The 25,385-nt window shown below is 68.7% G+C and carries 29 protein-coding genes, 1 tRNA gene and 1 rRNA gene; 18 read left to right on the top strand and 13 right to left on the bottom strand.

Features of this window, described 5'->3' with window-relative positions; translation table 11 throughout:
- The first annotated feature begins 14 nt into the window (after nt 1-14).
- On the top strand, nt 15-500 hold the full coding sequence (locus tag TCCBUS3UF1_RS09870) for a TlpA disulfide reductase family protein (protein ID WP_014516363.1): 486 nt from the start codon (nt 15-17) through the stop codon (nt 498-500).
- Here TCCBUS3UF1_RS09870 and tsaE read toward each other — a convergent pair.
- Nucleotides 462-899 carry a tRNA (adenosine(37)-N6)-threonylcarbamoyltransferase complex ATPase subunit type 1 TsaE gene (tsaE, locus tag TCCBUS3UF1_RS09865; RefSeq protein ID WP_014516362.1) on the bottom strand — a complete coding sequence of 146 codons (438 nt, stop codon included), beginning with the start codon at nt 897-899 and terminating at the stop codon, nt 462-464. The two genes, TCCBUS3UF1_RS09870 and tsaE, sit on opposite strands and share 39 nt — an antisense overlap.
- Nucleotides 900-935: 36 nt before the next feature.
- Nucleotides 936-1,022, bottom strand: a tRNA-Leu gene (locus TCCBUS3UF1_RS09860).
- A 221-nt stretch (nt 1,023-1,243) separates the two neighbouring features.
- Between TCCBUS3UF1_RS09860 and TCCBUS3UF1_RS09855 the strand changes: the two genes are divergently transcribed.
- The 8 genes from TCCBUS3UF1_RS09855 to TCCBUS3UF1_RS11905 all read left to right on the top strand — a co-directional run bounded on the left by TCCBUS3UF1_RS09855 (nt 1,244) and on the right by TCCBUS3UF1_RS11905 (nt 9,739).
- The gene (locus TCCBUS3UF1_RS09855; RefSeq protein ID WP_041433878.1) at nt 1,244-1,879 is read left to right on the top strand and encodes a cytochrome c3 family protein; all 636 of its coding nucleotides are present in this window, start codon (nt 1,244-1,246) and stop codon (nt 1,877-1,879) included.
- Between the two features lie 8 nt (nt 1,880-1,887).
- Entirely contained in the window at nt 1,888-4,542 is a 2,655-nt protein-coding gene (locus tag TCCBUS3UF1_RS09850) for a 4Fe-4S dicluster domain-containing protein (RefSeq protein ID WP_014516360.1), read from the top strand.
- Nucleotides 4,535-5,884 carry an NrfD/PsrC family molybdoenzyme membrane anchor subunit gene (nrfD, locus tag TCCBUS3UF1_RS09845; protein WP_014516359.1) on the top strand — a complete coding sequence of 450 codons (1,350 nt, stop codon included), beginning with the start codon at nt 4,535-4,537 and terminating at the stop codon, nt 5,882-5,884. Before TCCBUS3UF1_RS09850 ends, nrfD begins: the two co-directional genes overlap by 8 nt.
- Nucleotides 5,885-5,893: 9 nt before the next feature.
- The gene (locus TCCBUS3UF1_RS09840) at nt 5,894-6,412 is read left to right on the top strand and encodes a DUF3341 domain-containing protein (RefSeq protein WP_014516358.1); all 519 of its coding nucleotides are present in this window, start codon (nt 5,894-5,896) and stop codon (nt 6,410-6,412) included.
- Nucleotides 6,405-6,917, top strand: a complete 513-nt coding sequence (locus tag TCCBUS3UF1_RS09835; RefSeq protein ID WP_014516357.1) for a cytochrome c — start codon at nt 6,405-6,407, stop codon at nt 6,915-6,917. The genes TCCBUS3UF1_RS09840 and TCCBUS3UF1_RS09835 overlap by 8 nt, the downstream gene beginning before the upstream one ends.
- Complete coding sequence (locus tag TCCBUS3UF1_RS09830) at nt 6,901-7,902, top strand: hypothetical protein (RefSeq protein ID WP_014516356.1); 1,002 nt, start codon at nt 6,901-6,903, stop codon at nt 7,900-7,902. Before TCCBUS3UF1_RS09835 ends, TCCBUS3UF1_RS09830 begins: the two co-directional genes overlap by 17 nt.
- A gap of 89 nt (nt 7,903-7,991) precedes the next feature.
- Complete coding sequence (locus TCCBUS3UF1_RS09825) at nt 7,992-9,128, top strand: NAD(P)/FAD-dependent oxidoreductase (RefSeq protein ID WP_014516355.1); 1,137 nt, start codon at nt 7,992-7,994, stop codon at nt 9,126-9,128.
- Nucleotides 9,129-9,139: 11 nt separating this feature from the next.
- Nucleotides 9,140-9,739 carry a DUF1641 domain-containing protein gene (locus TCCBUS3UF1_RS11905; RefSeq protein ID WP_014516354.1) on the top strand — a complete coding sequence of 200 codons (600 nt, stop codon included), beginning with the start codon at nt 9,140-9,142 and terminating at the stop codon, nt 9,737-9,739.
- Nucleotides 9,740-9,753: 14 nt separating this feature from the next.
- On the opposite strand, the gene TCCBUS3UF1_RS09815 is transcribed toward TCCBUS3UF1_RS11905, so the two are convergent.
- The 3 genes from TCCBUS3UF1_RS09815 to lysJ are packed head-to-tail and all read right to left on the bottom strand — an operon-like array spanning nt 9,754 to nt 13,640.
- Nucleotides 9,754-11,364 (bottom strand): diguanylate cyclase, encoded by a 1,611-nt coding sequence (locus TCCBUS3UF1_RS09815; protein WP_014516353.1) that lies wholly within the window; start codon nt 11,362-11,364, stop codon nt 9,754-9,756.
- Between the two features lie 9 nt (nt 11,365-11,373).
- Nucleotides 11,374-12,456 (bottom strand): [LysW]-lysine hydrolase, encoded by a 1,083-nt coding sequence (locus TCCBUS3UF1_RS09810; protein ID WP_041433877.1) that lies wholly within the window; start codon nt 12,454-12,456, stop codon nt 11,374-11,376.
- Nucleotides 12,453-13,640: a [LysW]-aminoadipate semialdehyde transaminase LysJ gene (gene lysJ / locus TCCBUS3UF1_RS09805; RefSeq protein WP_014516351.1), complete on the bottom strand. Its 1,188-nt coding sequence runs from the start codon at nt 13,638-13,640 to the stop codon at nt 12,453-12,455. Before lysJ ends, TCCBUS3UF1_RS09810 begins: the two co-directional genes overlap by 4 nt.
- 139 nt (nt 13,641-13,779) lie before the next feature.
- Between lysJ and folK the strand changes: the two genes are divergently transcribed.
- The 4 genes from folK (at nt 13,780) to plsX (ending at nt 16,050) form a co-directional block, all read left to right on the top strand.
- Complete coding sequence (folK, locus tag TCCBUS3UF1_RS09800; protein WP_014516350.1) at nt 13,780-14,259, top strand: 2-amino-4-hydroxy-6-hydroxymethyldihydropteridine diphosphokinase; 480 nt, start codon at nt 13,780-13,782, stop codon at nt 14,257-14,259.
- 39 nt (nt 14,260-14,298) lie between these two features.
- A complete protein-coding gene (locus tag TCCBUS3UF1_RS09795) occupies nt 14,299-14,679 on the top strand; it encodes an RNA-binding protein S1 (protein ID WP_014516349.1) in 381 nt (126 codons plus the stop codon).
- Between the two features lie 61 nt (nt 14,680-14,740).
- Nucleotides 14,741-15,073, top strand: coding sequence for a thioredoxin (gene trxA, locus TCCBUS3UF1_RS09790; protein ID WP_014516348.1), 333 nt, complete (start codon nt 14,741-14,743; stop codon nt 15,071-15,073).
- On the top strand, nt 15,070-16,050 hold the full coding sequence (plsX, locus tag TCCBUS3UF1_RS09785) for a phosphate acyltransferase PlsX (RefSeq protein ID WP_014516347.1): 981 nt from the start codon (nt 15,070-15,072) through the stop codon (nt 16,048-16,050). The genes trxA and plsX overlap by 4 nt, the downstream gene beginning before the upstream one ends.
- Here the strand turns inward: plsX and TCCBUS3UF1_RS09780 are convergent.
- Nucleotides 16,039-16,458 carry an archease gene (locus TCCBUS3UF1_RS09780; RefSeq protein ID WP_014516346.1) on the bottom strand — a complete coding sequence of 140 codons (420 nt, stop codon included), beginning with the start codon at nt 16,456-16,458 and terminating at the stop codon, nt 16,039-16,041. The genes plsX and TCCBUS3UF1_RS09780 overlap by 12 nt on opposite strands.
- The gene (locus TCCBUS3UF1_RS09775; RefSeq protein ID WP_014516345.1) at nt 16,449-17,117 is read right to left on the bottom strand and encodes a PIG-L deacetylase family protein; all 669 of its coding nucleotides are present in this window, start codon (nt 17,115-17,117) and stop codon (nt 16,449-16,451) included. Before TCCBUS3UF1_RS09775 ends, TCCBUS3UF1_RS09780 begins: the two co-directional genes overlap by 10 nt.
- Before the next feature lie 130 nt (nt 17,118-17,247).
- On the opposite strand from TCCBUS3UF1_RS09775, the gene TCCBUS3UF1_RS09770 reads away from it, so the two are divergent.
- From TCCBUS3UF1_RS09770 to TCCBUS3UF1_RS09750, 5 genes are all read left to right on the top strand, one after another.
- Nucleotides 17,248-18,765, top strand: a 16S ribosomal RNA gene (locus TCCBUS3UF1_RS09770).
- A gap of 100 nt (nt 18,766-18,865) precedes the next feature.
- Nucleotides 18,866-19,630 (top strand): orotidine-5'-phosphate decarboxylase, encoded by a 765-nt coding sequence (pyrF, locus tag TCCBUS3UF1_RS09765; protein ID WP_014516344.1) that lies wholly within the window; start codon nt 18,866-18,868, stop codon nt 19,628-19,630.
- A gap of 5 nt (nt 19,631-19,635) precedes the next feature.
- Nucleotides 19,636-20,187: an orotate phosphoribosyltransferase gene (pyrE, locus tag TCCBUS3UF1_RS09760; RefSeq protein ID WP_014516343.1), complete on the top strand. Its 552-nt coding sequence runs from the start codon at nt 19,636-19,638 to the stop codon at nt 20,185-20,187.
- A 3-nt stretch (nt 20,188-20,190) separates the two neighbouring features.
- Nucleotides 20,191-21,192 carry a hypothetical protein gene (locus TCCBUS3UF1_RS09755; protein WP_014516342.1) on the top strand — a complete coding sequence of 334 codons (1,002 nt, stop codon included), beginning with the start codon at nt 20,191-20,193 and terminating at the stop codon, nt 21,190-21,192.
- On the top strand, nt 21,189-22,157 hold the full coding sequence (locus TCCBUS3UF1_RS09750) for an NAD(P)H-dependent glycerol-3-phosphate dehydrogenase (protein WP_014516341.1): 969 nt from the start codon (nt 21,189-21,191) through the stop codon (nt 22,155-22,157). The genes TCCBUS3UF1_RS09755 and TCCBUS3UF1_RS09750 overlap by 4 nt, the downstream gene beginning before the upstream one ends.
- Before the next feature lie 4 nt (nt 22,158-22,161).
- Here the strand turns inward: TCCBUS3UF1_RS09750 and TCCBUS3UF1_RS09745 are convergent, their stop codons facing one another.
- Genes TCCBUS3UF1_RS09745 through TCCBUS3UF1_RS09720 form a run of 6 tightly spaced genes read right to left on the bottom strand, consistent with a single transcriptional unit; the run spans nt 22,162 to nt 25,383 of the window.
- The gene (locus TCCBUS3UF1_RS09745; protein ID WP_014516340.1) at nt 22,162-22,872 is read right to left on the bottom strand and encodes an alpha/beta fold hydrolase; all 711 of its coding nucleotides are present in this window, start codon (nt 22,870-22,872) and stop codon (nt 22,162-22,164) included.
- Nucleotides 22,869-23,072 carry a hypothetical protein gene (locus tag TCCBUS3UF1_RS09740; RefSeq protein ID WP_014516339.1) on the bottom strand — a complete coding sequence of 68 codons (204 nt, stop codon included), beginning with the start codon at nt 23,070-23,072 and terminating at the stop codon, nt 22,869-22,871. The genes TCCBUS3UF1_RS09745 and TCCBUS3UF1_RS09740 overlap by 4 nt, the downstream gene beginning before the upstream one ends.
- Nucleotides 23,069-23,485, bottom strand: a complete 417-nt coding sequence (gene sufU, locus TCCBUS3UF1_RS09735) for a Fe-S cluster assembly sulfur transfer protein SufU (protein ID WP_014516338.1) — start codon at nt 23,483-23,485, stop codon at nt 23,069-23,071. The genes TCCBUS3UF1_RS09740 and sufU overlap by 4 nt, the downstream gene beginning before the upstream one ends.
- 11 nt (nt 23,486-23,496) lie before the next feature.
- A complete protein-coding gene (locus TCCBUS3UF1_RS09730) occupies nt 23,497-24,711 on the bottom strand; it encodes a cysteine desulfurase (protein WP_014516337.1) in 1,215 nt (404 codons plus the stop codon).
- Between the two features lie 4 nt (nt 24,712-24,715).
- Nucleotides 24,716-25,114, bottom strand: a complete 399-nt coding sequence (locus tag TCCBUS3UF1_RS09725; RefSeq protein ID WP_014516336.1) for a DUF302 domain-containing protein — start codon at nt 25,112-25,114, stop codon at nt 24,716-24,718.
- Nucleotides 25,115-25,149: 35 nt separating this feature from the next.
- Entirely contained in the window at nt 25,150-25,383 is a 234-nt protein-coding gene (locus TCCBUS3UF1_RS09720; protein WP_014516335.1) for an SHOCT domain-containing protein, read from the bottom strand.
- Nucleotides 25,384-25,385 lie beyond the last annotated feature (2 nt).

The raw sequence follows: 25,385 nt of genomic DNA, 5'->3' as shown, positions 1-25,385 counted from the left end.
CCCACAATGAGGGCATGCTCCCGCAAAGGGCCTTGGTCTTCTGGTTCCTGTTGGGTTTGGCCTGGGCGGTGGGGCCGGGGCAGAGCCTCCCTGGCTTCACCCTGTGGGATCCCAAGGGAGCCCCCGTGACCCCGGCCACCCTAAAGAAACCCGCGGTCTTGGTTTTTTGGGCCAGCTGGTGCCCGGTCTGCCGGGCCGAGTTCCCGGGCCTGCACCGGGTGGCCGAGGAGACCAAGGTCCCCTTTTACGTGATCAGCCGCGAGCCCAAGGACACCCGGGAGGTGGTCCTGGAGTACATGAAGGCCTACCCCCGGTTCATCCCCCTCCTGGCCTCGGACAAGGACAAGCCCCATGAGGTGGCCAACCGCTTCAAGGTTTTGGGCCAGCCCTGGACCTTCGTGGTGGACGGGGAGGGCAAGGTGGTGGCCCTTTTCGCCGGGCGGGCTGGGCGGGAAGCCCTCCTAGACGCCCTCCTCCTGGCGGGGGTGGAGCTGCCATAGCTCGGCCTGCCGGGCCTCGCCCAAGGGGGTGAGGCGGAGGAGGAAATGGGCCCCTAAGGTTTCGGGGTCCCCCCATTCCACCAGGAGGAGGCGGGCCTCCTCCCCGGCGGCCTCCAGCTGGGGCAGCAGGGCCTCTTGCGCCTCAAGGCGGTAGAGGTCCGCGTGGACCAGGGGGCCTTCCGGGGTGGGGTAGGTGTGGATCAGGGTGTAGGTGGGGCTCGTCACCCGGCCTGGAAAGCCCAGGGCCTGGGCCAAGAAGCGGACGAAGGTGGTCTTCCCCGCGCCCAAGGGGCCTTGGAGGGCTACCAGGGCCCCCGGGGGCAGCAGGGGGAGGACCTCCCGGGCCAGGGCCTGGGTGTCCTCGAGGCTCTTCAGGGTGCGCGAAAGGAGGAGGCGCATGGGGCGCCTAAAGGAAAAAGGCCCGGTAGGGCCTTCTGGTGCCGGGAGCGGGACTTGAACCCGCACGCCCTTGCGGGCACCACCCCCTCAAGATGGCGTGTCTACCAGTTCCACCATCCCGGCAGGGCGCGCCTCGCGCGCAAGCCTCAGTTTAGCAAAAGGCCCCTCCTTGTCAAGGTTGCCCGGTGGGGGACATTTGTCCCTAGACCTTTCCGGTAATGTACCCCCGTAAAGTCCTTGCTCAGGGGTAGGTGCGGGCGCAGGCGCCCCCGCGTATGGAACTTTCCCAAGACCTGATGGACGCCGGTTCCTGCCCGTAGCCTTGGCCCCAAGCCGGAGGTGGCATGCGCAGGCGCAACCGTCGGGTCAAGTTGCTGTTTTGGGGTGCCGTGGGAGGGGTTTTTGCCCTCCTGGTGGTGATCTTTTCTGGGGTGGCCGTGGGGGCCTTTGAGCAGCGCATCCTGCCCGTGGACCAGCCTGTGCCCTTCAGCCACGCCTTTCACGCCGGGGGCCTGGGCCTTTCCTGCCGCTACTGCCACGCAGCCGTGGAACACGCTCCCTACGCCGGCCTTCCCCCCACGGAAACCTGCATGACCTGCCATACCTTCGTCAAGCCCAACAGCCCCAACCTGGCCCTGGTGCAGAGGAGCTGGGAAACGGGAGAGCCCCTGCGCTGGAACAGGGTCATCAACCTGCCGGATTTCGTCTACTTCCATCACGGGGCCCACGTGGCCAAGGGGGTGGGGTGCGCGGAGTGCCACGGGCGGGTGGACCAGATGGCGGTGGTGTACCAGCCCCAGGCCTTCACCATGAAGTTCTGCCTTTCCTGCCACCGCCAGCCCGAGGCCCGCCTAAGGCCCCGGGAACAGGTGTTCAACATGGCCTACCAGCCGGATCCGGAGCTGGGGCCAAAGCTCAAGGCCCTCTACCGGATCCGTTCCGCCGAGGCCCTGACCAGCTGCAACACCTGCCACCGCTAGGGGGGAGTATGGACGCGCAACGCGGTTTTGCCGAGGCCCTGGAGAAGGCGCTCTTTCGGGAGGAGTTTCCCTTTGGCCCCATAAGCCGCCGGGGGGTATTGGCCATGGGGCTTCTGGCCCTGGCCGCCTGCACCCCGGTGGTGCGGCGCAAAGGGGTGCCTTACGTGCGCCAGCCGGAATGGGTGGTGGAAGGCGGGCGGGCGGAGTTCGTCACCGCCTTTCCCCACGCGGGCTTTGCCGAGGCGGTGCGGGTGAAGGTCTACCAGGAGCGCCCCCTTTTCCTGGCCCCCCTCGAGGGGGCCATGGGCCCTTACCCCCTGGCGGGCCTCTACGCCCTCTACGACCCCGCTCGCCGGGGAAGAACCCCAGACTGGGAGGGGTTTTACGCCGCCTGGCGCCGGGCCTTGGCGGAAGGGGAGACCCTTCTGGTCCTCCCCCGCACCACCTCCCCCCGGCTGGAAGGGCTCTTGCAAAAGGCCCAAGCCCGCTTTCCCAACCTAAGGGTGGCCCGGTTTGAGGCCTGGAGCCTGGAAAACGTCTACCTGGGGACGGAGATCCTCCTGGGCCGGCGGGCCTGGCCTGTCTACGCCCCGGAGAAGGCGGAGACCGTCCTCCTCCTGGACGTGGACCTGCACGAGCACCCCGCGGGCCACCTCTGGGGCCAGGCCCTAAGCCAAAGGCGCCTGCCCCCCATGAACCGCCTCTACGCCGTGGAAAGCGGGTCGGGGCTTTTGGGGAGCCTGGCCGACCACCGCTTGGCCCTGAAACCGAGCGGGGTGGAGGCCTTCCTCCTGGACCTGGCCCGGGCCCTGGGGGTGCTGCCGGGGACCCCTGCCGGGGAGTACGGGGGGTTCCTCCCCGCCCTGGCCGAGGACCTGGGGCGGGGAGGGCTGGTCCTTCCCGGGGTCCACCTGAGCCCTGGGGCCCAGGCCCTGGCCCTGGCGGTGAACCTGGCCCTAGGGGCCCCCCTGCGCCTGGTGGAGCCCCCGGAGGGGGAGGCCGCCACCCCCAGGGCCTTCCTGGAGGCCGAAGGGGCGGAGCGCCTGGTTTGGGCCGCCGAGGGTCCCCTGCCGGAGCTGAAGGGGAAGGCCTTCGCCGCCTCCCTTTCCCTCTACCCCCGGGAGGCCCCCTGGAGCCTGCCCCTGGCCCACCCCCTGGAGGCTTCGGGCCAGCACCGGGACGCCCTGGGCCGCCTCTGGACGGCCCAGGCCCTGGTCCAGCCCCTCTGGGGGGGGAGGAGCCTGGAGGAGGTGGTGGCGGGGCTGGTAGGGGAGGAGCTCCCCGCCCTTGCCCCTGAGGAGAAGCGGGCCCTGGCCGAGGGGCGGCCGCTGGAGGAGGCCAGGCCCCTGGCCCTGGCCCCTAGGCCAGGCTGGGCAGGCCGCCTTCCCCCCTTGCGCCTCGAGGCGCCCCTGGAGCTCACCCTGCGCCCCGACTACAGCCTCTACGACGGCCGCTACCGGGAAAACCCCTACCTGCAGGAGCTCCCTAGGCCCCTCACCCGCCTGGTCTGGGACGGGGCCCTCCTCCTGGGGGAGGAGGAAGCGGAGGCCCTGGGGGTGCTGGGGGCCATCCGGGAACGGGAGCGGCGGGCCGACCCCCGAAGGCCCCTCCTCCGGGTGCAGGCGGGCGGCCGGGAGGCCCTTCTGCCCCTCTGGCCCCTGCCCGGGATGCCCAGGGGCAGCCTGGTGGCCCCCCTCTCCCACTTCTTCCACCCCCAAGGGGTGGCCCTGGCCGCCCAGGTGGCCCTCACGGGCCGGGAGTATCCCTTGGTCTCCACCCAGTACCACGGGTACCTGGGGGAGGTGGAGGCGGTGAAGGTCCTGAAGGAGGCCGAGGCCCTAAAGGGGGAGCCCAAGGAGGAAAAGCGCCTTTCCTTCTACCCCCCTTGGCCCCAAGGCGAGCACGCCTGGGCCATGACCGTGGACCTTTCCCGCTGCCTGGGGTGTGGCCTCTGCGTCCTGGCCTGCCAGGTGGAGAACAACATCCCCGTGGTGGGCAAGGAGGAGGTGCGCAAGGGGCGGGAGATGCACTGGATCCGGATTGACCGCTACTTCACCCCCGAGGGGGTCCTGCACCAGCCCGTCATGTGCCAGCACTGCGAGAAGGCCCCCTGCGAGGCGGTCTGCCCCGTGGCGGCCACGGAGCACTCCGACGAAGGCCTGAACCTCATGGTCTACAACCGCTGCGTGGGCACCAAGTACTGCTCGGCCAACTGCCCCTACAAGGCCCGGCGCTTCAACTTCTTCCCCTACGCCGAGGCCTTCGTGGGCAAGGGGGACCCGAGGAAGGCCAAGGAGAGCCCCCTCGCCCTCCTCATGAACCCTGAGGTCACGGTGCGCAGCCGCGGGGTGATGGAGAAGTGCACCTACTGCGTGCAGCGCATTGAGCTGTCCCGGGCCCAGGCGGCCCAGGAGGGAAGGAAGCTCCGCACCGGGGAGGTGCGGACCGCCTGCCAGGAGGTCTGCCCCGGGCGGGCCATCCACTTCGGGGACCTCCTGGACCCCGAGGACCCCATCCAGGCCCACCGCCGGGAGGGCCGGCACTACACCCTCCTGGAGGAGGCCAACACCTGGCCCCGCACCACCTACCTGGCCCACCTGAAAAACCCCCACCCCAGGCTGGCCAAGGAGGCGAAGGAGGTAAAGGAGGAAGGCCATGGCTAAGGAACCCCACCCGGACCAAGACCTCATCCAGGGGGAGTGGACGGAAAGGAGCCTGGTGGAAAAGCTCCTGGAGCCCGTGGAGAAGCCCCCGCCCAAGCCCTGGCGGGTGGTGGCGGCGGTGGGCTTCGCCCTCACCCTGGCCTGGCTTTACGCCATCTTCGTCACCTTCGTAAGGGGTCTCGGCACCTGGGGCATCAACCAGCCCGTGGCCTGGGGGTACGATATCGTCCACTTCGTCTGGTGGATCGGCATCGGCCACGCGGGGACCCTGATCAGCGCCATCCTGGTCCTCATGCGCCAGAACTGGCGCGACTCCCTGAACCGGGTCACGGAGGCCATGACCCTCTTCGCCGTCCTCTGCGCCGCCACCTACCCCCTGATCCACATGGGCCGCCCCCAGCACTTCTACTGGGTCATGCCCTACCCCACCCACATGGCCCTCTGGCCCCAGTACAAAAGCCCCCTTTCCTGGGACGTGCTGGCCATCATGACCTACCTCACCATCTCCACCCTCTTCCTCTACCTGGGCCTGATCCCCGACCTGGCCCTCCTCCGGGAGAGGAGCACGGGCTGGCGGAAGCGGCTTTACGGCTGGCTTTCCCTGGGCTGGACCGGGAACGCGGTGCACTGGAGCCGCTACCGGGCGGTGTACGTCCTCCTGGCGGGCCTGGCCACCCCGGTGGTCATCTCCGTGCACTCCGTGGTGAGCATGGACTTCGCCTACGGCCTGGTGCCCGGCTGGCACCTCACGGTCTTCCCCCCCTTCTTCGCCGCCGGGGCCATCTATTCGGGCTTCGCCATGGCCCTGACCCTCATCATCCCCCTCAGGCGGTGGTACGGGCTGCAGGGGGTCATCACCGAGCGCCACCTGGACTGGATGGCCAAGGTAACCCTGGCCTCGGGCCTGGGGGTGGCCTACATCTACCTCCTGGAGATCTTCATCGCCTGGTACAGCGGGGAGCCCGCGGAGTGGGCCCAGCAGCTTTGGCGGATGACCGGGCCTTACGCCCCCTACTACTGGGCCATGATGCTCATCAACGTGGTCCTGCTCCAGACCCTTTGGTTCCCCCGTTTCCGCCGGAACCTCACCTGGCTTTTCCTCTTCTCCCTCTTGGCCAACGTGGGCATGTGGCTGGAGCGGTTCGTCATCGTGGTCATCAGCCTTTCCCACGATTTCCTGCCGGGGAACTTCCACCTCTACGCCCCCACCTGGGTGGACTGGACCCTGTTCCTGGGCACCCTGGGCTTCTTCCTCTTCGGGTTGGCCCTTTTCATCCGCCTTTTCCCCCCCATCGCCGTGGCGGAGATGGTCCACCTGTTCCACAAGCTGCGCGGGCACTAGGAGGGAAGGATGCTGTACGGCTACCTGGCTTACTTTGACGCGCAGGAGGCCTTTTTGCAGGCCTTAAGGCGGCTGAAGGGGGAAGGGTACCGCCGTCTCGAAGCCCTTACCCCCAACCCCGTGGAGGGGGTGGAGGCGGTCTTGGGGGGGGATGGGCGCATCCCCTGGGTGGCCTTCCTCCTGGGGGTGCTGGGGGCGGGCCTGGGGCTTTTCCTCCAGGTCTATACCACCCTGGACTACCCCCACAATGCCGGGGGAAAGCCCCTTTTGGGCTGGCCGGCCTTCATCCCCGTGACCTTTGAGCTCACCATCCTCACCATCACCGTGGGGATCTTCCTGTACCTGCTCTACGTCAATGGCCTGCCCCTTTCGGCCCACCCCGCGGTGGAGGCCAAGGGGTATGGCCGGCTTTTGGTGGACCGCTACGGGATCTTCGTCTACGCCTCCGACCCCCGCTTCCATCCCGAGGGAACGAAGGCCCTCCTGGAGGCCTTAGGGGCGGAGGTGGAGGAGGTGCGGCGTGCGTAGCCTCTGGCTCCTTGTGCCCCTCCTTTCCGCCTGCGGCTGGATGTGGGACCAGCCCAAGGTCAAGCCCCTGCGGGAGGCCCCCTTGCGGGTGGAGGTGGCCCCCGAGCGGGTGCGTTTCGGGGAGAACCTGAACCCCGAGGTGCGCCTGGGCCTGAAGCCGGAAGGGGGGTTTGCCGACAACCCCTTTGCCTTCACCGAGGCGGAGCTGGCGAGGGGCAAGGCCCTTTACGGGAGCTTCTGCGCCATCTGCCACGGGCCGGAGGGCCGGGGGGATGGCCGGGTCATCCCCTTGGGGGTGCCACGGCCCCGCTCCTACCACGACCCGGCGGTGAAGGCCATGCCCGAGGGGTACTTCTACTTTGCCGCCACCAACGGCTTTGGCCGCATGCTCGCCTACAAAAGCCGTATCCCGGAGAGGGAGCGCTGGCTCATCGCCCACTACATCAAGCGGTGCCTCTTGGATGGGGCCTGCCCCAAGGAGGTGGTGGATGCAGAGGTCCATTGAGGCGGGACGCTCGGGGATTTGGCTTTTGGGCCTGGCCCTTTACGCCCTGGCCTTCCTCTTTGGGGCCCCGGCGGCCTATCTGCCCTTCGCCTTCTTCCTCCTCTTGGCCTTGGGAGCCCTCCTCGTCCTCCTCCTCCACAACGCCCTGAGGAGCCGCTGGGGGGTTCCCCTGGAGCCCTACCTCTACCCCTTGGCCCGGACCCTGCCCCTGATGGGGCTTCTGGGCCTGCCCTTTTTCCTCTTCCTGCCCGAGCTTTTCCCCTGGGCCAGGCCCGAGGCGGGCCTGGACCCCATCCTGCGCCACCGCGCCCCCTACCTGAACCCTCCCTTTTTCCTCTTGCGCTATGTCCTTTTCTTCGCCCTTTTCGCCTTGCTCCTTTCCCGCCTCCGCCCCGGGGAGCACCGGGCCGAGGTGGGGGCCTGGGGGCTTCCCCTGGCCTTTGTCGCCGGCACCTTCCTCTCCTTTGACCTTTTCAAGAGCCTCGAGGCCCACTTCTACTCCGCCTCCTTTGGGGCCGTCCTCCTCCTCTCCGCCACCCTCCTGGCCCTTTCCGCCGCCGTGGCCCTGGCGGCCCGGCGGGGTACGGCGGCCCTTTTGGGCCAGGCCCAGAACCACACCAACCTCCTTCTCGCCTTTTCCATCATTTGGATCTACGTGGAGGCCACCACCCTCATCATCGTCTGGGGTGGGGACCTGCCCCACGAGGTGGAGTTCTACCTGAAACGCCTCCAGGGTCCTTGGGACGAGGTGGCCGCCCTCTGGACCGTGGGGGGGTTCCTCCTGCCCTTCCTCTACCTCCTCACCAACCTGCCCAAGCGCGAGGCCCGCTACCTCCTCCCCGTGGCCCTCTGGATCCCCCTCTTCCGCCTTTTCCACCTCGCCTGGTACCTCCTGCCCGCCCTGGGCCGGGGGGTAGGGGTGGGGGAGGTCCTGGGGTTCTTGGGCCTGGCCCTCCTCTTCCTGGCCCGCCTGGAGCGGGGCTAGGGCCGGGGCATTTGCACCTACCTTCACGAGCCCCCTGGAAGGAGACTGAACCTAGGGGTACGAGGTATCCGTACCCAAGGAGGTAGCCGATGGCAACGAAGGTTCTGGTCCTGGGAGGCGGTTCGGGTGGCCTGGTGGCGGCCAACAAGGTGAAGAAGCTCCTGGGGAAGGAGGTGGAGGTCACCCTGGTGGACAAGAACGCCTACCACGAGTTCATGCCCGCCTACCCTTGGGTGGCCTTCGGCATGCGGGAGCCGGACCAGGTGCGCAGGCCCTTGGCCAACCTGGAGAAACGCGGCATCCACTACCTGCAGGCCACGGTGGAGGCCCTGGACCCGGCACAGAACAAGGTAAAGACCAGCGCCGGGGAGCTCGCCTACGATTACCTGGTGGTTTCCCTAGGGGCCGAGGCCATGCCCGCCCCGGCCAAGGACAGCTACGCTCCTTGGAGCCTGGAAGGGGCCCTGAAGCTCCGGGAGGCCCTCAAGGGCTTCAGGGGTGGCCGGGTGGTGGTGGGGGTATCCTCCCCCTACTACCCCTGCCCCCCGGCGCCCTACGAGGTGGCGGGCCAGGTGGAGTTCGCCCTTAAGGTCAAGGGGGTGCGGGAAAAGAGCACGGTGGAGGTCTTCCACCTGAACCCCTTGCCCCTGGCGGGGATGGGCCCGGTGATCTCCGGCAAGGTCATGGAGATCCTGAAGGCCAAGGGCATCGGCTTCCACGGGGAGTTTGAGCCCGTGGCCTTTGAAGGGGGCAAGGTGAAGGCCAAGGACGGCCGGGAGCTGGCCTACGACCTCCTCATCCTCACCCCGCCCTTCGCCCCCAACCGGGTGGTGCGGGAATCCCCCCTGGCCGGTCCCCAAGGCTTCCCCGAGGTGCACAAGGGCACCTTCCGCTCCCCCAGGTTCCCCAACGTCTTCGTCATCGGGGATACGGTGAACCCCTCCTTGATGCTGCCCCCCGCCGGGGTGGTGGCCCACTTCCAAGGGGAGTATGTGGCCGGGGTCATCGCTTCCGACCTCAAGGGGGCCTACATCGGTGAACCCTTCAACCCGGTGGCCATGTGCATCATGGACTTCGGCGACAACGCCCTCCTGCCCCAGTGCTCCTTTGAGCGGCTTCTGGCGGGAACGGGCATGCCTTCCTGCGGGGTGATGGCCGTGGGCAAGTGGGTGCGGGTGACCAAGATGCTCTTTGAGGGCTTCTGGTTCGCCACCCTGATCGAGTAAAGGAGGCGGCCATGACGGTGGAAGAACGGCTGGCCCGTATAGAGGAGGTCCTGGACAAAAGCGGCCTGGGCCTCCTGGCCCAGGTGGGGGCGGGGGAGACCCTGGCGGAGAACCTGGGCCTCCTCATGGACCCCAAGAACCTGCAGCTCATCTCCCTCCTGGCCCGTTTCCTGGACCAGGCGGAGGCCCTGGAGAAGCTGGCGGAAACCCTGGAAAAGCTGGAGAAGTCTGGGGCCCTGGCCTTCCTGGGCCATCTCTCGGAGAACTTCGGCGAGGGCCTGGGGATGCTCATGGAGCCCCAGCTTCTGCGGCTCATCTCCCACGGGGCCAACGTCTTGGACATCCTCTCCCGCATAGAGCCCGCCGCCATCGGCATGATGGCCGGGGCCTTGCAGCGGGGGCTTGCCGAGACCTTCACCCCCGAGGTGATGCGGGACCCGCCGCGGGTGGGCCTGGCCGGGGTGCTGAAGCAGCTTTCCGACCCCGAGGTGCAGAAGGCCCTGGGGGTGCTCTTCCTCTTCCTCAAGGCCCTGGGCAAGGCCTTCGGCCACCTGAACGAGGACATGAAGGCCATCGAGGCCCTGATGGCCAAGATGATGCCCAAGAAATAGGCCTGGGGGCGGGGCTAGGCCAGGGTGACCCGGTCCCGCCCCGTTTCCTTGGCCCTAAGGAGGGCGTAGTCCGCGCGCAGGATCCACTCCTCCAAGACCTCCTCCCCCTCGGGCACCTCCCCCCCGGCGATCCCCGCGGAAAGGGTGAGGGGGTAGGGGATGGGTTCCACCCGCTGGGTGCGGAAGCGGTAGCGGATGCGCTCCACCACCTCCTTGGCCGCCTGGCGGTCGGCCCCGTAAAGGAGGAGGAGGAACTCCTCGCCCCCATAGCGCACCGCCAGGTCCTCCCGGCGGGTGCTGGCCTGGAGGATGCGGCCCAGGAGTTTCAAGACCTCGTCCCCCACGGGGTGGCCGTAGGTGTCGTTCACCCGCTTGAAGTGGTCGATGTCCAGGAGGACCACGCTGACCGGGGCCTGGTAGCGCCGGGCCAGGGCCAGGAGCTTGGGGAGCTCGGCCTCGAGGCCCCGGCGGTTCAGGAGGCCCGTGAGGGGGTCGGTGAGGGCCAGGGTGCCCCACTCCACCTGCTTCAGCACCTGCTTGATCCGCTCCCCCAGGAGGGAGAGGAACCCCGGGGGGATGGATTCTGGGGAGGGTTCCTTGAGGAAGAGGTAGGCGCTATCCCCGTTCAGGGGGATGGGGAGGCTGTGGGGCGTCCGCTCCCCCACCAGGCCCCGCCTTCCCCGGACCTCGAGGCCCACCGCCTGGGGCAGGAGGTGCCGGGCTGCCTCCAAGGCCCCCAGGAGCACGGCCTCGGGGCTTAGGGTCTGGGTCACGCTGGGGGAGAGGCGGGCCAGGGCCTCCAAAAAGCGGGTCCAGCGCTTCCCCTGCTCCTCGGTGCGCCGCCACTCCAGGTGGACGGCGTAGAGGAGGCCCAAGCCTCCCACCAAGCCGCCGTAAAGGGCCAGAAACCGCACCCCCCAGGGGGTGGGCTCCTGGGTGAGGGCCGCAGGCATGAGGAAAAGTCCGCCCAGGGCCAGGGCCGGGTGGAGGAACGGGCGGTTTGCCCCCTGGGCTTCCGCCACCCCCAGGGCCAGGAAGGCGTATCCCAAGGTCCAAAGCAGGTGGACCGGATGGCCCGTGGGGTAGCCCTCCCCCGCCGCCAAAAAGGCGTAGGCCATATCCCCCACCAGGAAGAGGAGGAAGCCTACCCCTAAAAGGGCCCGGCCGCCTTGGAAGCCCTGGGAAAAGAGGGGTTCCAGCCGGGGCAGAAGCAGCAGGAGGAGGAGGGCGTCCCAGAGGATGTAGATCCGGTCCAGGCCCAGCTCGGGCCTCAGGGCGATGGTCAAACCCAAAAGCCCCAAGGGCAGGAGGAGGAGGCTGAGCCGGGGGGGGCTTGGCGGGAGCCTGAGGAGGCTCCAGGTGAGGGCGGCGTAGCCGAGAAGGTAGGGGAACTCCAGGCCAAGGCCCCGGGGAAGCCCCCTCACCTCCTCCCAGGTCCAGGCCAGGTCCCCCAGGCCGAGGAGGAGGAGGCCCAGGCCCCAGCCGGCCTGTCTTTGCCCGAGCAGGAAGAAGCCACCCCCCAGGGCCACCAGGGGAACCAGGAAGCGGTCGCTCCAAGGGGCGGTGGGGGGGAATACGCCCAGGAATAGGAGGAGGGCAAGGAGCCCAAGTCCATAGGGAACCACCCTTCCAGTTTAGTCCGGGTTTATCCCGGCGGTGTGCGTTTCGGCCAGGGCCTCGAGGGCCTCCCGCAGGGCCTCAATCCCCCGCAGGAACTCCTCCACCTCCACGTGCTCGTAAGGGGTGTGGTCCAGGGTGGAGTCCCCGGGCCCGTAGGCCACCATGGGCACCGGCCAGTGGGGGGCCAGGACGTTCATGTCGCTGGTGCCGGTCTTCAGCTTGAAAACCGGCCTCCCCCCGGCCTTGCGGATCCCCCGGCGCAGGGCCCGGGTAAGGGGGGTGTCCTTGGGCCCCAGGTAGGGCACCTCGCGGCCAAAGAACTCCAGCTCAATGGTGGGGGGGGCGTAGGCGGTGAGGTGGCGGATGGCCTCCTCTGGGGGAAGCCGGGGGGGCAGGCGCAGGTCAAAGAACATCTCCGCCGCCTGCCGCAGCTCGGCGGGGTGGACCTTGAAGTCCCGGAGGGTGTACTGCACCTGGTCAAAGGGCCGCTGCCCCACGTTCATGGCTTCGGCCCAGGCCTTGATGGCCACGAAGTAGCTGATGAGCTCCTCGGCGGCGTTGGGCTCGTGGTGGGCGGAGTGGAAATGGTCCTTCTCCCTTCGCGCCCGCACCAGAAGCCGCCCCTTGTACCCCAGGGTGATCCCCTCCCAGCCCGAGGGCTCCCCGATCACCGCGTAGTGGGGCTTGAGGCGGGGGGCCACGAAGCGGGCCCCCTTGGAGCTTGGGGCCTCCTCCTCCGTGGCCCCCACCAGGTGCACCGTGAGCCGCTCCCGGGCCCTTTCCGAAAGGCCAGCGGCGGCGAAGATCATGGCCACAAAGGGCCCCTTGGCGTCCACCGCCCCCCGGCCAAAGAGCCTCCCCCCCTCCAGCCGCACGGGCACCACCCCGGGGACGGTGTCGATGTGCCCCAGGAGGACCACCTGAATGGGGCCCTGGCCCACCTGGCCCCGGGCGTTGTCGGCCTCGTCCACAAAGGCCTTAAGCCCCAGCTTGCCCATCCCCTCGGCCAGGTACTCGGCCACGGGGCGCTCCCCGCCCGAGGGGGAGGGGATCTCCAGGGCGCCCTTGAGGAAAGCCACGGGATCCACGGCCCTCATGCCAGGAGCACGGCCCGCACGGCCTCCACCACCTGGGCAAGCTCCTCCCGCTCAATGACCAGGGGGGGCAGGAAGCGGATCACCGTGGGCCCGGCCTGGAGGGTGAGAACCCGGTGCTCCTTCTCCAGGCGCTCAATGTAGGGGGCGGCCTTCTCCTTGAGCTCCAGGCCCACCATAAGCCCCAGGCCCCGCACCTCCCGCACCTTGGGGGAGGGTATTTCCCGAAGCTTATCCATGAACCAGGGGCCAAGCTCCGCCGCCCGCTCCCAAAGCCGGGTGCGCTCCAGGTAGCGCAGGGCGGCCACCCCCGCGGCCATGGCCAGGGGGTTGCCGCCAAAGGTGGTGCCGTGGCCCCCTTTGGGCATGCTCCGGGCCACCTCCTCCCGCATCACCGCCGCCCCGATGGGCACCCCGCCCCCCAGGGCCTTGGCCAGGGTGAGGATGTCGGGCACCACCCCGTAGTGCTCAAAGGCGAAACGCTTTCCCGTGCGCCCCATACCGGTCTGGATCTCGTCCAGGATGAGAAGGGCTCCCTTTTCCCGGGTTACCTCCCGGGCAGCTTGGAGGAACTCGGGGGTTGCCGGGCGTACCCCGCCTTCCCCCTGGACGGGCTCGAGGATCACCGCTGCTGTTTCCTCGTCCACCGCCTTCTTCAGAGCCTCCACGTCGTTGTAGGGGATGAACTCCACCGGGCCCAAAAGGGGCAGGAAGGGCTCCCGGTACTTGGGCTCCCAGGTGACGGAAAGGCTCCCTAGGGTGCGCCCGGAAAACCCCCGCATGGCGGCCACCAGCTTCCGCCTCCCGGTGTGGGCCCAGGCGAACTTGATGGCGGCCTCGTTGGCCTCGGTGCCGGAGTTGGTGGGGAAGACCCGGTTGAGCTCTGGGGGCAGGAGGGAGACCAGGGCGCGGTAAAACTCCCCCCGGGTGGGGGTGGGGAGGGTCTGGGGCATGGAGAGGAGGATTTCCGCCTGGCGCTGGATGGCCTCCACCACCTCGGGGTTGGCGTGCCCTAGGTTGGCTACCCCGTAGCCGCCCACGCAGTCGATGTAAACGTTGCCCTCCGCGTCCCAGACCCTAGCCCCCTGGCCCCGTACCAGGAGGAGGTCGTGCTTGTGGTATACCCCCGAGTCCAGGGTCTTCTCCGCCTGCAGAAGGTCCCGCCACGCTTCCGTTTCCCTGACCATGCTGACCCCCATAAAGAAAAGGCCCCGGGCGGGCCCGGGAAGCCAGGCTTCCCAGGCCCTTTAGGTTTTGCCCCAGGCGGCCATCTCCTCCTCAGGGTAGGGGGGTTTGGGCGGGGTGTCAACCGGATAGACTCTAGGGGTGTTGGCGTACGTGGCCTTGGGCGGCAACCTGGGGGACCGGGCCGCCTACCTCCTTCAGGCCCTTTCCCGCCTCTCCCGCCTGCCGGAAACCCAGCTCCTGCGGCTTTCCCCCGTGTACGAGACGGACCCCGTGGGCCCGCCCCAGCCCCCCTACCTGAACCTGGTGGCGGAGCTGGAGACCCGCCTCCCCCCCCGGGCCCTCCTGGAGGCCCTCCTGGGCATAGAGCAGGCCCTGGGGCGGGTGCGGCGGGAGCCCTGGGGTCCCCGTACCGTGGACCTGGACCTCCTCCTTTACGGGGACCGGGTCCTAAAGGAAGAGGGCTTGGAGGTGCCCCACCCCCGGCTCCACCAGCGGGCCTTTGTCCTGGTGCCCCTTTGCGACCTGGTTCCCCAGGGCCGTCACCCGGTGTTGGGGAGGACCTTTGCCGAGCTCCTGGCCGCTTTGGACCCCTCGGGGGTCCGTCCCCTTGTGCTATAGTGGGGGCATCGCGGGCAACACCGCGCGAGGAGAAGGAAAGTGGAGATAGAAGCGGGAAGCATCGTAGAGGGCCGCGTGGTGCGGGTAACGGAGTTTGGCGCCTTTGTGGAGCTTCCGGGCGGCGAGCAGGGCCTGGTGCACATCTCCCAGATCGCCCACGAGTTCGTGAAAAACGTCCGGGATTTCCTCAACGAGGGGGATATCGTCCAGGTCATGGTCAAGGGCCGGGACGCCAAAGGGCGGCTGGACCTCTCCATCAAGGACCTCACCCCTGCCCCCGAGGGGGCACCGCCCCCCAGGCCAAGGCGGCTGCCCAAGCAGTCCCCCGAGTTTGAAAACAAGCTAAAAAGCTTCCTCCGGGGCACAGGGGGGTTTGGCGGGGGCGGCAAGGGCAAGAAGGGCGGCAAGAGGAAGCGCTAGCCTGGGTTTTGCGCCCCTTGGGGGTTTATCCCCCAGGGGTTTTGCTTTAGAGTAGAAGGGTATGGCGAAGCCCATTGAGGTTACCGACGCCACCTTTGACGACACCCTGGGTGGGCATCCCCTGGTCCTGGTGGACTTCTGGGCGGAGTGGTGCGCCCCGTGCAGGATGATCGCCCCCATCCTGGAGGAGCTGGCCAAGGAGTACGAGGGGAAGCTGGTGGTGGCCAAGCTGGACGTGGACGAGAACCCCAAGACGGCCATGCGCTTCCGGGTGATGAGCATCCCCACCGTCATCCTGTTCAAAAACGGCCAGCCCGTGGAGGTCCTGGTGGGGGCCCAGCCCAAGCGCAACTTTGAGGCCAAGATCCAGAAGCACCTGCCGGCCACGGCATGAGGATCGCCCTGGATGCCATGGGGGGGGACCGGGCCCCCGGGGTTACGGTCCAGGGGGCCCTGTGGGCGGCCAGGGAAGGGGTGGAGGTCCTCCTGGTGGGGGAGGAGGGCCGGCTTAAGGAGGAGCTTTCCCGCCACGGGGCCAGCCTGCCCGTCTATCCCGCCTCCGACTGGATCCGCATGGAGGAGCACGCCACCGAGGTGCGCAGGCGGCGGGAGAGCTCCATCATGGTGGCCATGGACCTCCTCAAGCGGGGGGAGGTGGGGGCGGTGGTTTCCATGGGCCACACCGGGGCCACCATGGCCGCCGCCCTCTTTACCCTGGGCCGGGTCAAGGGGGTGGAGCGGCCCGCCCTCCTGGTGGAGTTTCCTAGCCAGAAGGGGCGGACCTTCCTCCTGGACGGGGGGGCCAACGCCGACTGCCGCCCGGGGTTTTTGCTGCAGTTTGCCGCCATGGGCCTGGCCTACGCCGAGGCCCACGGCCTTTCCGCGCCGCGGGTGGGGCTCCTCTCCATAGGGGAGGAGGAGGGTAAGGGCAACGCCTTGGTCCTCGAGGCCTACCCCTTGCTCAAGGCGGCCTTGGGCCCGCGCTTCTACGGCAACGTGGAGGGGCGGGACATCTTCTTGGGCCCCGCGGAGGTGGTGGTCACGGACGGCTTCACCGGGAACGTGGCCCTGAAGCTGGCCGAAGGGGAGGCCAAGGTCCTCCTGGGCTGGATCAAGGAGGCCCTCACCTCCTCTCCCTGGGCCAGGCTGGGGGCGCTTCTGGCCCGGGGGGCCTTGCGCCGGGTCCGGGACCGGGTGGACCCCTCCCAGTACGGGGCCATGCCCCTTCTCGGGGTAGAGGGGGCGGTTTTCATCGGCCACGGCTCCGCCGACGCCCTGGCGGTCAAGAACGCCCTCCTCCGGGCCAAGGCCCTGGTGGAAGCGGGGCTTATGGACCGGGTACGCCAGGCCCTCCAGGGCCTACACGTCTAGGATCACCTGCGCCCGCCACACGCCGCCTTCCCTTTCCACCTTGAGGCCGTGGAAGGTGGCGCTTTTCACCTCCCCCTGGAAGCCAAAGGTTTCCTGGAAGGGCTCCCCCCAGAGGGTGGCCCGGAGGCGGTACCCCCCCTCCTGGGGGAGGATGCGCACCTTGGCCCTTCCGGGCACGAAGCCCTGGGTCTGGATCAGGTAGATCAGCTCGTTCAGGAAACGCACCAGGAGGGTTTCCAGGTCCTCGGCCTCGAGGGAGAGGCGCTTGTACCGCCCTCCCCCCTTGGGGGGAAAGAGGAACATCACCCCCAAAAGCCCCTGGAGGGCGGCTTGGAAAAGCCCCTCCAGGCTTTCGGCCTCCAGGCGGAAGCCCACGTCGGCGGTGTGCTCCAGGGGTTTTACCACCATGGGCCCTCCTTGAACCCTTCTTCCCCCACCAGGTGGAAACTTTCCCGCCAAAGCCGTTCCGGGTGCCTGGCCAAAAAGGCCAGGACCGAAAGGGCCTGGGTCTTGTGCTGGGCTAGGGCCTTGAGCTTCCGGGCCAAGGCCCATTCGGGCAGGCGCAGGAGGTGGGTGACCCGCCAGGGGCCTTCGGGGCGCACGAAGTAGACCAGCCGGGCAAGCCCTTTGGCTGCCTCCTCAGCGTAGCGGCTGGTGGCCACGTGGTCGGGGTGGCCGTTGATCCCGTCGGGGGGAAAGGTAAGGACGTAGCGGGGCCTTAGGGCCAGAAGCCTTTCCCGGATGGCCCCCGCCGCCTCGGGACGGTCGGGGAGCCCCTGCCCCGAGGCCCTCCCCCTCGCCCCTCCCTCCGCCTCCTGGGGAAGGGCGTTGGGGAAGGGGAGGACCTCGAGGTAGTCCACCGCCAGCACCTCCGCCGCCCGCTTGAGCTCGGCGGTGCGCACCTGGGCCAGCTCCTCTGGGGGGCAAAGCCCTAGGGTCCTCCCCGCCTCCCCCCGGGTGAGGCAGAGGATCCCGGTCCTGAGGCCCTCCTCCTTGGCCAGGAGGAGGGCCCCCCCAGCGCCAAAGGTCTCGTCGTCGGGGTGGGGCACCACCACCAGGAGGTCCACCATGCCTCCCATCTTGACAGAAGCTAGGCTTCCTGGTACATTCAATGTTGCGCCGGTTGGACCGGCGGGGGATCTTGAAAGCGCGGGAATAGGGCAAACGCAAGCACCCTAACGCCTCGCAGGCGTTTTTTGGTTGGAGAGTTTGATCCTGGCTCAGGGTGAACGCTGGCGGCGTGCCTAAGACATGCAAGTCGGGCGGGCCATGGGGATACTCATGGTCAGCGGCGGACGGGTGAGTAACGCGTGGGTGACCTACCTGGAAGAGGGGGACAACCTGGGGAAACCTAGGCTAATCCCCCATGTGGTCACGCCCTGTGGGGTGTGACTAAAGGGTGAGAGCCCGCTTCCGGATGGGCCCGCGTCCCATCAGCTAGTTGGTGGGGTAAGAGCCCACCAAGGCGACGACGGGTAGCCGGTCTGAGAGGATGGCCGGCCACAGGGGCACTGAGACACGGGCCCCACTCCTACGGGAGGCAGCAGTTAGGAATCTTCCGCAATGGGCGCAAGCCTGACGGAGCGACGCCGCTTGGAGGAGGAAGCCCTTCGGGGTGTAAACTCCTGAACTGGGGACGAAAGCCCTGATGAGGGGGATGACGGTACCCAGGTAATAGCGCCGGCCAACTCCGTGCCAGCAGCCGCGGTAATACGGAGGGCGCGAGCGTTACCCGGATTTACTGGGCGTAAAGGGCGTGTAGGCGGTCTGGGGCGTCCCATGTGAAAGACCACGGCTCAACCGTGGGGGAGCGTGGGATACGCTCAGGCTAGACGGTGGGAGGGGGTGGTGGAATTCCCGGAGTAGCGGTGAAATGCGCAGATACCGGGAGGAACGCCGATGGCGAAGGCAGCCACCTGGCCCATTGGTGACGCTGAGGCGCGAAAGCGTGGGGAGCAAACCGGATTAGATACCCGGGTAGTCCACGCCCTAAACGATGCGCGCTAGGTCTCTGGGTTTACTGGGGGCCGAAGCCAACGCGATAAGCGCGCCGCCTGGGGAGTACGGCCGCAAGGCTGAAACTCAAAGGAATTGACGGGGGCCCGCACAAGCGGTGGAGCATGTGGTTTAATTCGAAGCAACGCGAAGAACCTTACCAGGCCTTGACATGCTAGGGAACCCATCTGAAAGGGTGGGGTGCCCCGTGAGGGGAGCCTTAGCACAGGTGCTGCATGGCCGTCGTCAGCTCGTGTCGTGAGATGTTGGGTTAAGTCCCGCAACGAGCGCAACCCCTGCCCTTAGTTGCCAGCGGGTGAGGCCGGGCACTCTAGGGGGACTGCCTGCGAAAGCAGGAGGAAGGCGGGGACGACGTCTGGTCATCATGGCCCTTACGGCCTGGGCGACACACGTGCTACAATGCCCACTACAGAGCGCTGCGACCTGGTGACGGGGAGCGAATCGCGGAAAGGTGGGCGTAGTTCGGATTGGGGTCTGCAACCCGACCCCATGAAGCCGGAATCGCTAGTAATCGCGGATCAGCCATGCCGCGGTGAATACGTTCCCGGGCCTTGTACACACCGCCCGTCACGCCATGGGAGCGGGTTTTACCCGAAGTCGCCGGGAGCCTAAGGGCAGGCGCCGAGGGTAGGGCCCGTGACTGGGGCGAAGTCGTAACAAGGTAGCTGTACCGGAAGGTGCGGCTGGATCACCTCCTTTCTAAGGAGCAAAGCCCATTCCCGCGCTTTCAAGCCCCCTGCCAACCGCCGGCCAAACCCCCCCCGCTGGGGGGGTTTTCCTTTTGGCTATAGTGGGGGGTATGGACTTCCTGGAGGCCCTTTCCCGTCCCCCCCTGGTCCTGGGGGTGGATCCTAGGCCGGAGCTTCATGGCCCCGAGCCCCTAGCCCACCTGCGGCGCTACGCCCTGGGGCTTTTTGAGGCCTTGGGAAAGCGCTTGGCGGCGGTGAAGTTCCAGCTGGCCTTTTTTGAGGCCCTGGGCCCGGAGGGGATGGCCCTCTTGGAGGAGCTGGCCAGTGGGGCCCGGGTGATGGGCCTGCCCGTGATCTTTGACGGCAAGCGGGGGGATATCGGTTCCACCGCCGAGGCCTATGCGGCGGCCTACCTGCGCCGTTTCCCCGGAAGCGCCCTCACCCTCAACCCTTACCTGGGCCTCGAGGCCCTCCGCCCCTTCTTCCGGGCGGCCCAGGAGACCGGGGGGGCGGTCTTCGTCCTGGCCAAAACCTCCAACCCTGGCTCGGGCTTCCTGCAGGACCTGGATGTGGCGGGCCGGCCCCTTTACCTGTACCTGGCCGAGGCCTTGGCGGGGGAAGAGGAGGCGGGCCCCTGGAGCCGGGTGGGGATGGTGGTGGGGGCCACCTACCCCGAGGCCGTGGCCGCGGTGCGGAGGGTAGCCCCCCATGCGCCCCTCCTCCTGCCGGGGGTGGGGGCGCAAGGGGGAAGCCCCGTGCGGGGACCAGGCCTCCTGAACGCCGCCAGCCGGGCCCTCTTCTACCCTGGGGGTAGGCCGGACCTGGAGGGGGCCATAAGGGCGGCGGAGGGCTTCCTCGAGGCTTTGGTAGAGTAGGAGGGATGGAGGTTTTAGACCTTTACCGCAGGACGGGGGCCCTTCTGGAGGGCCACTTCCTCCTGCGCTCGGGGCTTCACTCCCCCCTTTTCCTGCAGTCGGCGGCCCTCCTGCAACACCCCCTGTACGCCGAGGCTGTGGGGGAGGCCCTGGGCCGGCGCTTTGAGGAGGAGCGGGTGGACTTCGTCATCGGACCCGCCCTGGGCGGGGTGGTCCTTGCCTTCGTGGTGGCCAAGGCCCTGGGGGCCCGGGCCCTTTTCGCCGAGAAGGACGGCCAGGGGGGGATGACCCTGCGCAAGGGCCTCACCGTCAACCCCGGGGACCGCTTCCTGGCGGTGGAGGACGTGGTGACCACCGGGGAGAGCGTGCGCAAGGCCATCAGGGCCGCCGAGGCGCGGGGAGGAGTCCTGGTGGGGGTGGGGGCCATCGTGGACCGGAGCGGGGGAGGGGTGGCCTTCGGGGTGCCCTTCCAGGCCCTGCTCCGCCTGGAGGTTCCCCAGTACGCCCCCGGGGCCTGTCCCCTGTGCCGGGCCGGGGTGCCCCTGGAGGAGGTCTAGGGGATGCGGGCCCTTCTTCCCCTGGCCCTTGCCCTCCTCTCCTGGGCCTTGGCCTCCCCCGAGGCCGCGCGCCAGGCGGTGGAGCGCTGGCTTAGGGGGGAGGTTTCCCCTAGCCTGGGGGAGGTCCTGAAGGCCCCACCCGAGGAGGCCCCTAGGCTCCTGGAACGCTACGCCCTCTTCCCCCCCCCGCCCCCCGGGCTTTCCGTGAACCTGGAAAGCCCCCGGGTGGAGGGGGAACGGGTCTTCTTCCCCGCCTCGGTGGGCGAGGAGGTGGGGGAGGTAGTGGTGGTCCTGGAAGGGGGGGAGGCCCGGCGGGTCTACTTCCGGTCCCAGGCCCTGGCCCTTCCCCCCTACCTCCTCACCCCCTTGGCGGGCCTGGGGTTTATCCTCCTCTCCCTGGTTTGGACCGCCCTGCTCCTCAACCCTTCCCCCTTCCGGGCCTGGTTCCTGGAGGCCTTGGCCCTCCTCCGGGGGGAGAGGCGGCTTTACCTCCTGACCAACCTCCTCCTCTACGGCCTCTTCGCCCTGGGGGCGGCCCTGGCCTACGGCATGCCGGCGATGGCCCGGGCGGTCCAGACCCTCTTCGGGGGGGCCCTCGAGGCCCTGGGCCTGGAGGAGGCCATGGGGAAGGGCCTTCCCGTCCTGGCCGGGGTCATCTTCCACTGGAACTTCAGCCAGGGGCTCTTCCTCACCGGGCTCCTTCCTGCCCTGTTCCTGGGCCTTCCCACCCTGCTCCTGAACCTTCTCCGCTACTTTGCCTTCGGCTTCGCCCTTTCCCCGGCCCTTTTGGGGGAAAGCTTTCTGGTCCACCTCCCCACCCTCCTTCTGGAGCTCCAGGCCTATATCCTGGTGACCTTTGGCGGCCTGGTGCTCCTAGCCAAGACCGCCCGGGGGGAGGGGTACCGCAAGGGGCTTAGGGCCCTCCTCCTCAGCTTCTACCTGGGGGCCTTCTTTCTCCTTCTGGCCGCCTGGTACGAGGCCTTGGAGGTGAGGTTTTTCCTATGAAGGTGGCCATCCTGGGGGCGGGGGCCTGGGGCACGGCCCTGGGGGTCCTCCTGGCCAGCAAGGGCATCCCCACCGCCCTCCTGGCCCGGCGCAAGGAGCAGGCCGAGGCCCTAAGGGCCCACCGGGAGAACAAGGACTACCTGCCCGGGGTGGCCCTGCCCGCCTACCTCTTCCCCACCAGCGATCCGGAAGAAGCCCTTTCGGGAGCGGAGTTCGCCGTGGTGGCCCTTCCCTCCAAGGCCCTGGAGGAGGCCCTCGAGGGCCTTCCCCCTGCCCCCTGGTACCTCTCCGCCACCAAGGGCCTTTTCTTCCGGGAAGGGGGCTTGCGCACGGCCAGCCAGGTGATCGGGGCCCTTACCGGCAGGCCCGTGGCCGCCCTCTCCGGACCCAACCACGCGGAGGAGGTGGCCCGCTTCCTCCCCACCGCCAGCGTGGCCGCAGGGCCCGAAGCCCTGGCCCAGCGGGTCCAGGAGCTTTTCTCCGGGCCCACCTTCCGCGTCTACACCAGCCGGGACCTGAGGGGGGTGGAGCTCGGGGGGGCTTTGAAGAACGTTCTGGCCCTGGCGGCGGGGATGGTGGACGGCCTGCGCCTGGGGGATAACGCCAAGGCCGCCCTCCTCACCCGGGGCCTCAGGGAGATGGTCCGCTTCGGCACCGCCTTGGGGGGGGAGGAGGCCACCTTCTACGGCCTTTCCGGCCTGGGGGACCTCCTGGCCACCGCCTACAGCCTCCACTCCCGCAACCGGGGGGCTGGGGAGCGGCTGGTGCGGGGGGAGGCCCGGGAGAGGCTGGAGGACCGGGGGGTGGTGGAGGGGCTTTACGCGGTGAAGGCCCTTAGGGCCTGGCAGGAGGAGACGGGGACCGAGCTGCCCATCGCCAAGGCCGTTTACCAGGTGGTCTACGAGGGGCTGGACCCCCTGCGGGCCCTCTCCGCCCTCATGGCCCGGGAGCCCAAGGCGGAGTGAGCCCCTAGAAGACCTCGGCCAGGAAGCCCAGGAGGGCGGTGCGGAAGGCCTTGGGGTTTTCTAGGTTGGCCAGGTGGCCGGCCTCGGGGAGGATGAGCATCCGGGCCTCGGGCAGGGCCCGGGCCAGGGCCTTGGCCTCCTCGGGAGGGGTGAGGGTGTCCTCCTCCCCCACCAGGACCAGGGCCGGGCGGCGTATCCCCGGGAGGAGGGGGGTGGAGTCGGGGCGCTGGGCCAGGGCCAGGAGGCTGGCGGCCACGGCCTCGGGGCTGGCCTCCAGGATGAGGCCCTTCGCCTTTTCCACCACCTCGGGCCGCCCTTCCCGGGTGGACCTGCCCAGGTGGGTGGGGAGGAGGGCCTCGGGGAGGAAGCCCACCCCTTCCCTCAGCACCCGCTCCCTCAGGGCGTAGCGGTTCTTCCGGGCCTCCTCCGTGTCGGCTCCCGCGCGGGTGTCGGCCAGGACCAGGCCCAGGACGCGTTCCGGAGCCCTCCGCCACAGCTCAAAGATCAGGTACCCCCCCATGGAGAGCCCCACGAAGACCGCTTCCTCCAGGCCGGTCTCGTCCATCTCCCGCAAGACCCCCTCCGCCGCCTCCGCCAAGGGGAGGCCCAGGTAGTGGGGGGCCAGGACGGGGAGCCGCCCGCGGAAGTAAGCCACCTCCCCCTCCCACATCCGGGGGTTGTAGGGGAAGGCGTGGAGGAAGACCAGGCCCCTCATGCCTCCTCCGTGGGCTCGCCCTCGAGGCCCAAGGCCTTGAGCCGGGCGATGAGGCCCTTGTCCGCCACCACCACGAAGTTCTCCTTGCCCCGGCCTTCCGCCCGCAGGAGCCCGGCCTCCGCCGCCTCCTTCCAGGCCTGCATCAGGTCCGGGTGCTGCACCAGGAGGGGGGTTACCTTGTGGGCGGGGTAGCGCCTCACCTCAGGGCCTCCTCCAGGGCGTGCCAGGCCAGGGTGGCGCACTTGACCCGGGCGGGGAGCTTGGCCACCCCGGCCAGGGCCACCAGGTCCCCCAGGGCGGGGTCAGGGGGGGAGCCTTCCACCACCATGGCCTGGAACTTCCGCGCAAGCTCCAGGGCTTCGGCCACCCGCTTCCCCTTCACCAGCTCGGTCATCAGGGAGGCGCTGGCGGTGCTGATGGCGCACCCCTGCCCCTGGAAGCGGATCTCGGCGATGGTATCCCCTTCCAGCCGCACCATCACCTCCACCTGGTCCCCGCAGGAAGGGTTGAGCCCACCGGCGGTCTTGGTGGCCTGGGGGAGGGGGCCGAAGTTTTTGGGGTTCTGGTAGTGCTTGAGGATGATCTCCCGGTAAAGCTCGTCTAGGACGCTCATGGATCTCCCCATTATATCCAGGCGCGGTAGCGGTGCTCGATCCTGAGGAGGGCTTCCGCCAGGCGGTCCACATCCTCCCGGGTGTTGTAGAGGTAGAAGCTGGCCCGGGCGGTGGCGGCCAAGCCTAGCCTCCGGTGCAGGGGCTGGGCGCAATGGTGCCCAGCCCGCACGGCGATCCCCTCCTGGTCCAGGAAGGTGGCCAGATCGTGGGCGTGGAGGCGGCCCAGGGTGAAGGGGATGACCCCGCCCCGGTCCTCGCCCCTGGGCCCGTAGACCCGGAGGCCCGGCACCTCCTCCAGCCGCTCCAGGGCGTAGGCCAAAAGGGCCCGGTCGTGGGCGAAGACCCGTTCCATCCCCACCTCCATCAGGTAGGCCGCCGCCTCCCCCAGGGCGATGGCCTCGGCGATGGGGGGGGTGCCGGCCTCAAAGCGCTGGGGGGGCTTGGCGTAGGTGGAGCGGTCCACGTGGACCTCCAGGATCATCTCCCCCCCGCCCAGGAAGGGCATCATCCCCTCCAGCACCTCGTACCGCCCCCACAAGACCCCGGCCCCCGTGGGCCCCAGCATCTTGTGCCCCGAAAGGGCGAAGAAGTCCGCCCCCAGGGCCTTCACGTCCACGGGGAGGTGGGGGGCAGACTGGGCCCCGTCCACCACCACCAGGGCCCCCACCGCCTTGGCCTTCCGCGCGATCGCGGCCACGGGGTTGATGGTGCCCAGGACGTTGGACATGTGCACCAGGGAGACCACCTTCACCCGCTCGGTGAGCAGGCCTTCCAGGGCCGAGAGGTCCAAGCGGCCCTCCTCGGTCAGGGGGATGGCCTTCACCCTGGCCCCGGTGAGCCCCGCCACCAGGTGCCAGGGGACGAGGCCCGCGTGGTGCTCCATCTCCGTGACCAGGACCTCATCCCCCTCCCGGAGGTGGCGGAGGCCCCAGGCGTAGGCCACCAGGTTCAAGGCCTCGGTGGTGTTGCGCACGAAGACGATCTCCCGCTCCTCGGCGTTCAGGAAGCGGGCCAGGCGGCGCCGGGCCTCCTCGTAGGCTTCCGTGGCCGCCACCGAGAGGCGGTAGGCCCCCCGGTGGACGTTGGCGTTGAGCTCCCGGTAGTAGCGGTCCAGGGCCTCCAGAACCCGCTTGGGCTTCTGGCTGGTGGCGGCGGAGTCCAGGTAGACGAGCCCTGGGTGTTCCCGAAGGAGGGGGAAATCCTCCCGTAGGTGGCTAAGGTCCATGCCCTTAGTCTAGCCGGGCCAGGGCCCTGGCCAGGCGCTCCCGCGCCTCCTGGGGCAAGGAGCCCAGCCTCTTGCGCACCGCCTCGGGCAGGAGGGCGAACATCCCCTCGGGGTCTTGGATCAGGACCTCCACCCCCTCCGCCTTCTGCCGTAGGACCACGTTGCAGGGGAGGAGGAGGCCGAGGTCGGGCTCGGCCTCGAGGGCCCGGGCGGCGAGGCCAGGGTTGCAGGCCCCCAGGATCCGGTAAGGGGGGTGCTCCAGGCCCAGGCGGGCCTTTAGAACCCCGGCCACGTCGATCTCGGTGAGGATGCCGAACCCCTCCTCCTTGAGGGCGGCTTCCACCCGGGCGCGCACCTCTTCCAGGCTTCCTCCTAGGGTTTTGCGCAGGGCCAGGCCTTCCATAGATACCCTCCCCCCGTAGTTTACCCCGGGCGGGCCTAGGCCAGGTCCCGCTTCATCCGCTCAAAGGTTTCCTTGTCGATCTCCCCCTTGGCGTACCGCTCCTTCAGGATCTCTAGGGCCCGGTCCTGCCCCTTGGGGGCCAGGGCCCGGGCCACCAGGTAGGCCCCAAGGACCAGAAGCCCCACCAGGAATAGGGGGTAGAGCCAGCCCAGAAGCCCCCAGCCCATGGGGGGCCCGTACCCGTACATGCCGTGCGCCCATGCCATCATTC

The organism is Thermus sp. CCB_US3_UF1 (genome assembly GCF_000236585.1).
Taxonomy (GTDB): Bacteria; Deinococcota; Deinococci; order Deinococcales; family Thermaceae; genus Thermus.
The sequence above is the reverse complement of the archived record's forward strand: the minus strand, read 5'-3'. Positions and strand labels throughout refer to the sequence as shown.

What these genes read in the sequence shown, in the direction of transcription:
- TCCBUS3UF1_RS09745 (WP_014516340.1), bottom strand. Translation starts at nt 22,872, where the DNA reads ATGAGGGGCCTGGTCTTCCTCCACGCCTTCCCCTACAACCCCCGGATG.
- TCCBUS3UF1_RS09850 (WP_014516360.1), top strand. Translation starts at nt 1,888, where the DNA reads ATGGACGCGCAACGCGGTTTTGCCGAGGCCCTGGAGAAGGCGCTCTTT.
- nrfD (WP_014516359.1), top strand. Translation starts at nt 4,535, where the DNA reads ATGGCTAAGGAACCCCACCCGGACCAAGACCTCATCCAGGGGGAGTGG.
- lysJ (WP_014516351.1), bottom strand. Translation starts at nt 13,640, where the DNA reads ATGGTCAGGGAAACGGAAGCGTGGCGGGACCTTCTGCAGGCGGAGAAG.
- pyrE (WP_014516343.1), top strand. Translation starts at nt 19,636, where the DNA reads ATGGAGGTTTTAGACCTTTACCGCAGGACGGGGGCCCTTCTGGAGGGC.
- TCCBUS3UF1_RS09725 (WP_014516336.1), bottom strand. Translation starts at nt 25,114, where the DNA reads ATGGAAGGCCTGGCCCTGCGCAAAACCCTAGGAGGAAGCCTGGAAGAG.
- TCCBUS3UF1_RS09730 (WP_014516337.1), bottom strand. Translation starts at nt 24,711, where the DNA reads ATGGACCTTAGCCACCTACGGGAGGATTTCCCCCTCCTTCGGGAACAC.
- TCCBUS3UF1_RS09855 (WP_041433878.1), top strand. Translation starts at nt 1,244, where the DNA reads ATGCGCAGGCGCAACCGTCGGGTCAAGTTGCTGTTTTGGGGTGCCGTG.
- TCCBUS3UF1_RS09750 (WP_014516341.1), top strand. Translation starts at nt 21,189, where the DNA reads ATGAAGGTGGCCATCCTGGGGGCGGGGGCCTGGGGCACGGCCCTGGGG.
- pyrF (WP_014516344.1), top strand. Translation starts at nt 18,866, where the DNA reads ATGGACTTCCTGGAGGCCCTTTCCCGTCCCCCCCTGGTCCTGGGGGTG.
- TCCBUS3UF1_RS09780 (WP_014516346.1), bottom strand. Translation starts at nt 16,458, where the DNA reads ATGGTGGTAAAACCCCTGGAGCACACCGCCGACGTGGGCTTCCGCCTG.
- TCCBUS3UF1_RS09825 (WP_014516355.1), top strand. Translation starts at nt 7,992, where the DNA reads ATGGCAACGAAGGTTCTGGTCCTGGGAGGCGGTTCGGGTGGCCTGGTG.
- TCCBUS3UF1_RS11905 (WP_014516354.1), top strand. Translation starts at nt 9,140, where the DNA reads ATGACGGTGGAAGAACGGCTGGCCCGTATAGAGGAGGTCCTGGACAAA.
- TCCBUS3UF1_RS09840 (WP_014516358.1), top strand. Translation starts at nt 5,894, where the DNA reads ATGCTGTACGGCTACCTGGCTTACTTTGACGCGCAGGAGGCCTTTTTG.
- sufU (WP_014516338.1), bottom strand. Translation starts at nt 23,485, where the DNA reads ATGAGCGTCCTAGACGAGCTTTACCGGGAGATCATCCTCAAGCACTAC.
- TCCBUS3UF1_RS09810 (WP_041433877.1), bottom strand. Translation starts at nt 12,456, where the DNA reads ATGAGGGCCGTGGATCCCGTGGCTTTCCTCAAGGGCGCCCTGGAGATC.
- plsX (WP_014516347.1), top strand. Translation starts at nt 15,070, where the DNA reads ATGAGGATCGCCCTGGATGCCATGGGGGGGGACCGGGCCCCCGGGGTT.
- TCCBUS3UF1_RS09755 (WP_014516342.1), top strand. Translation starts at nt 20,191, where the DNA reads ATGCGGGCCCTTCTTCCCCTGGCCCTTGCCCTCCTCTCCTGGGCCTTG.
- TCCBUS3UF1_RS09870 (WP_014516363.1), top strand. Translation starts at nt 15, where the DNA reads ATGCTCCCGCAAAGGGCCTTGGTCTTCTGGTTCCTGTTGGGTTTGGCC.
- tsaE (WP_014516362.1), bottom strand. Translation starts at nt 899, where the DNA reads ATGCGCCTCCTCCTTTCGCGCACCCTGAAGAGCCTCGAGGACACCCAG.
- TCCBUS3UF1_RS09830 (WP_014516356.1), top strand. Translation starts at nt 6,901, where the DNA reads ATGCAGAGGTCCATTGAGGCGGGACGCTCGGGGATTTGGCTTTTGGGC.
- trxA (WP_014516348.1), top strand. Translation starts at nt 14,741, where the DNA reads ATGGCGAAGCCCATTGAGGTTACCGACGCCACCTTTGACGACACCCTG.
- TCCBUS3UF1_RS09720 (WP_014516335.1), bottom strand. Translation starts at nt 25,383, where the DNA reads ATGATGGCATGGGCGCACGGCATGTACGGGTACGGGCCCCCCATGGGC.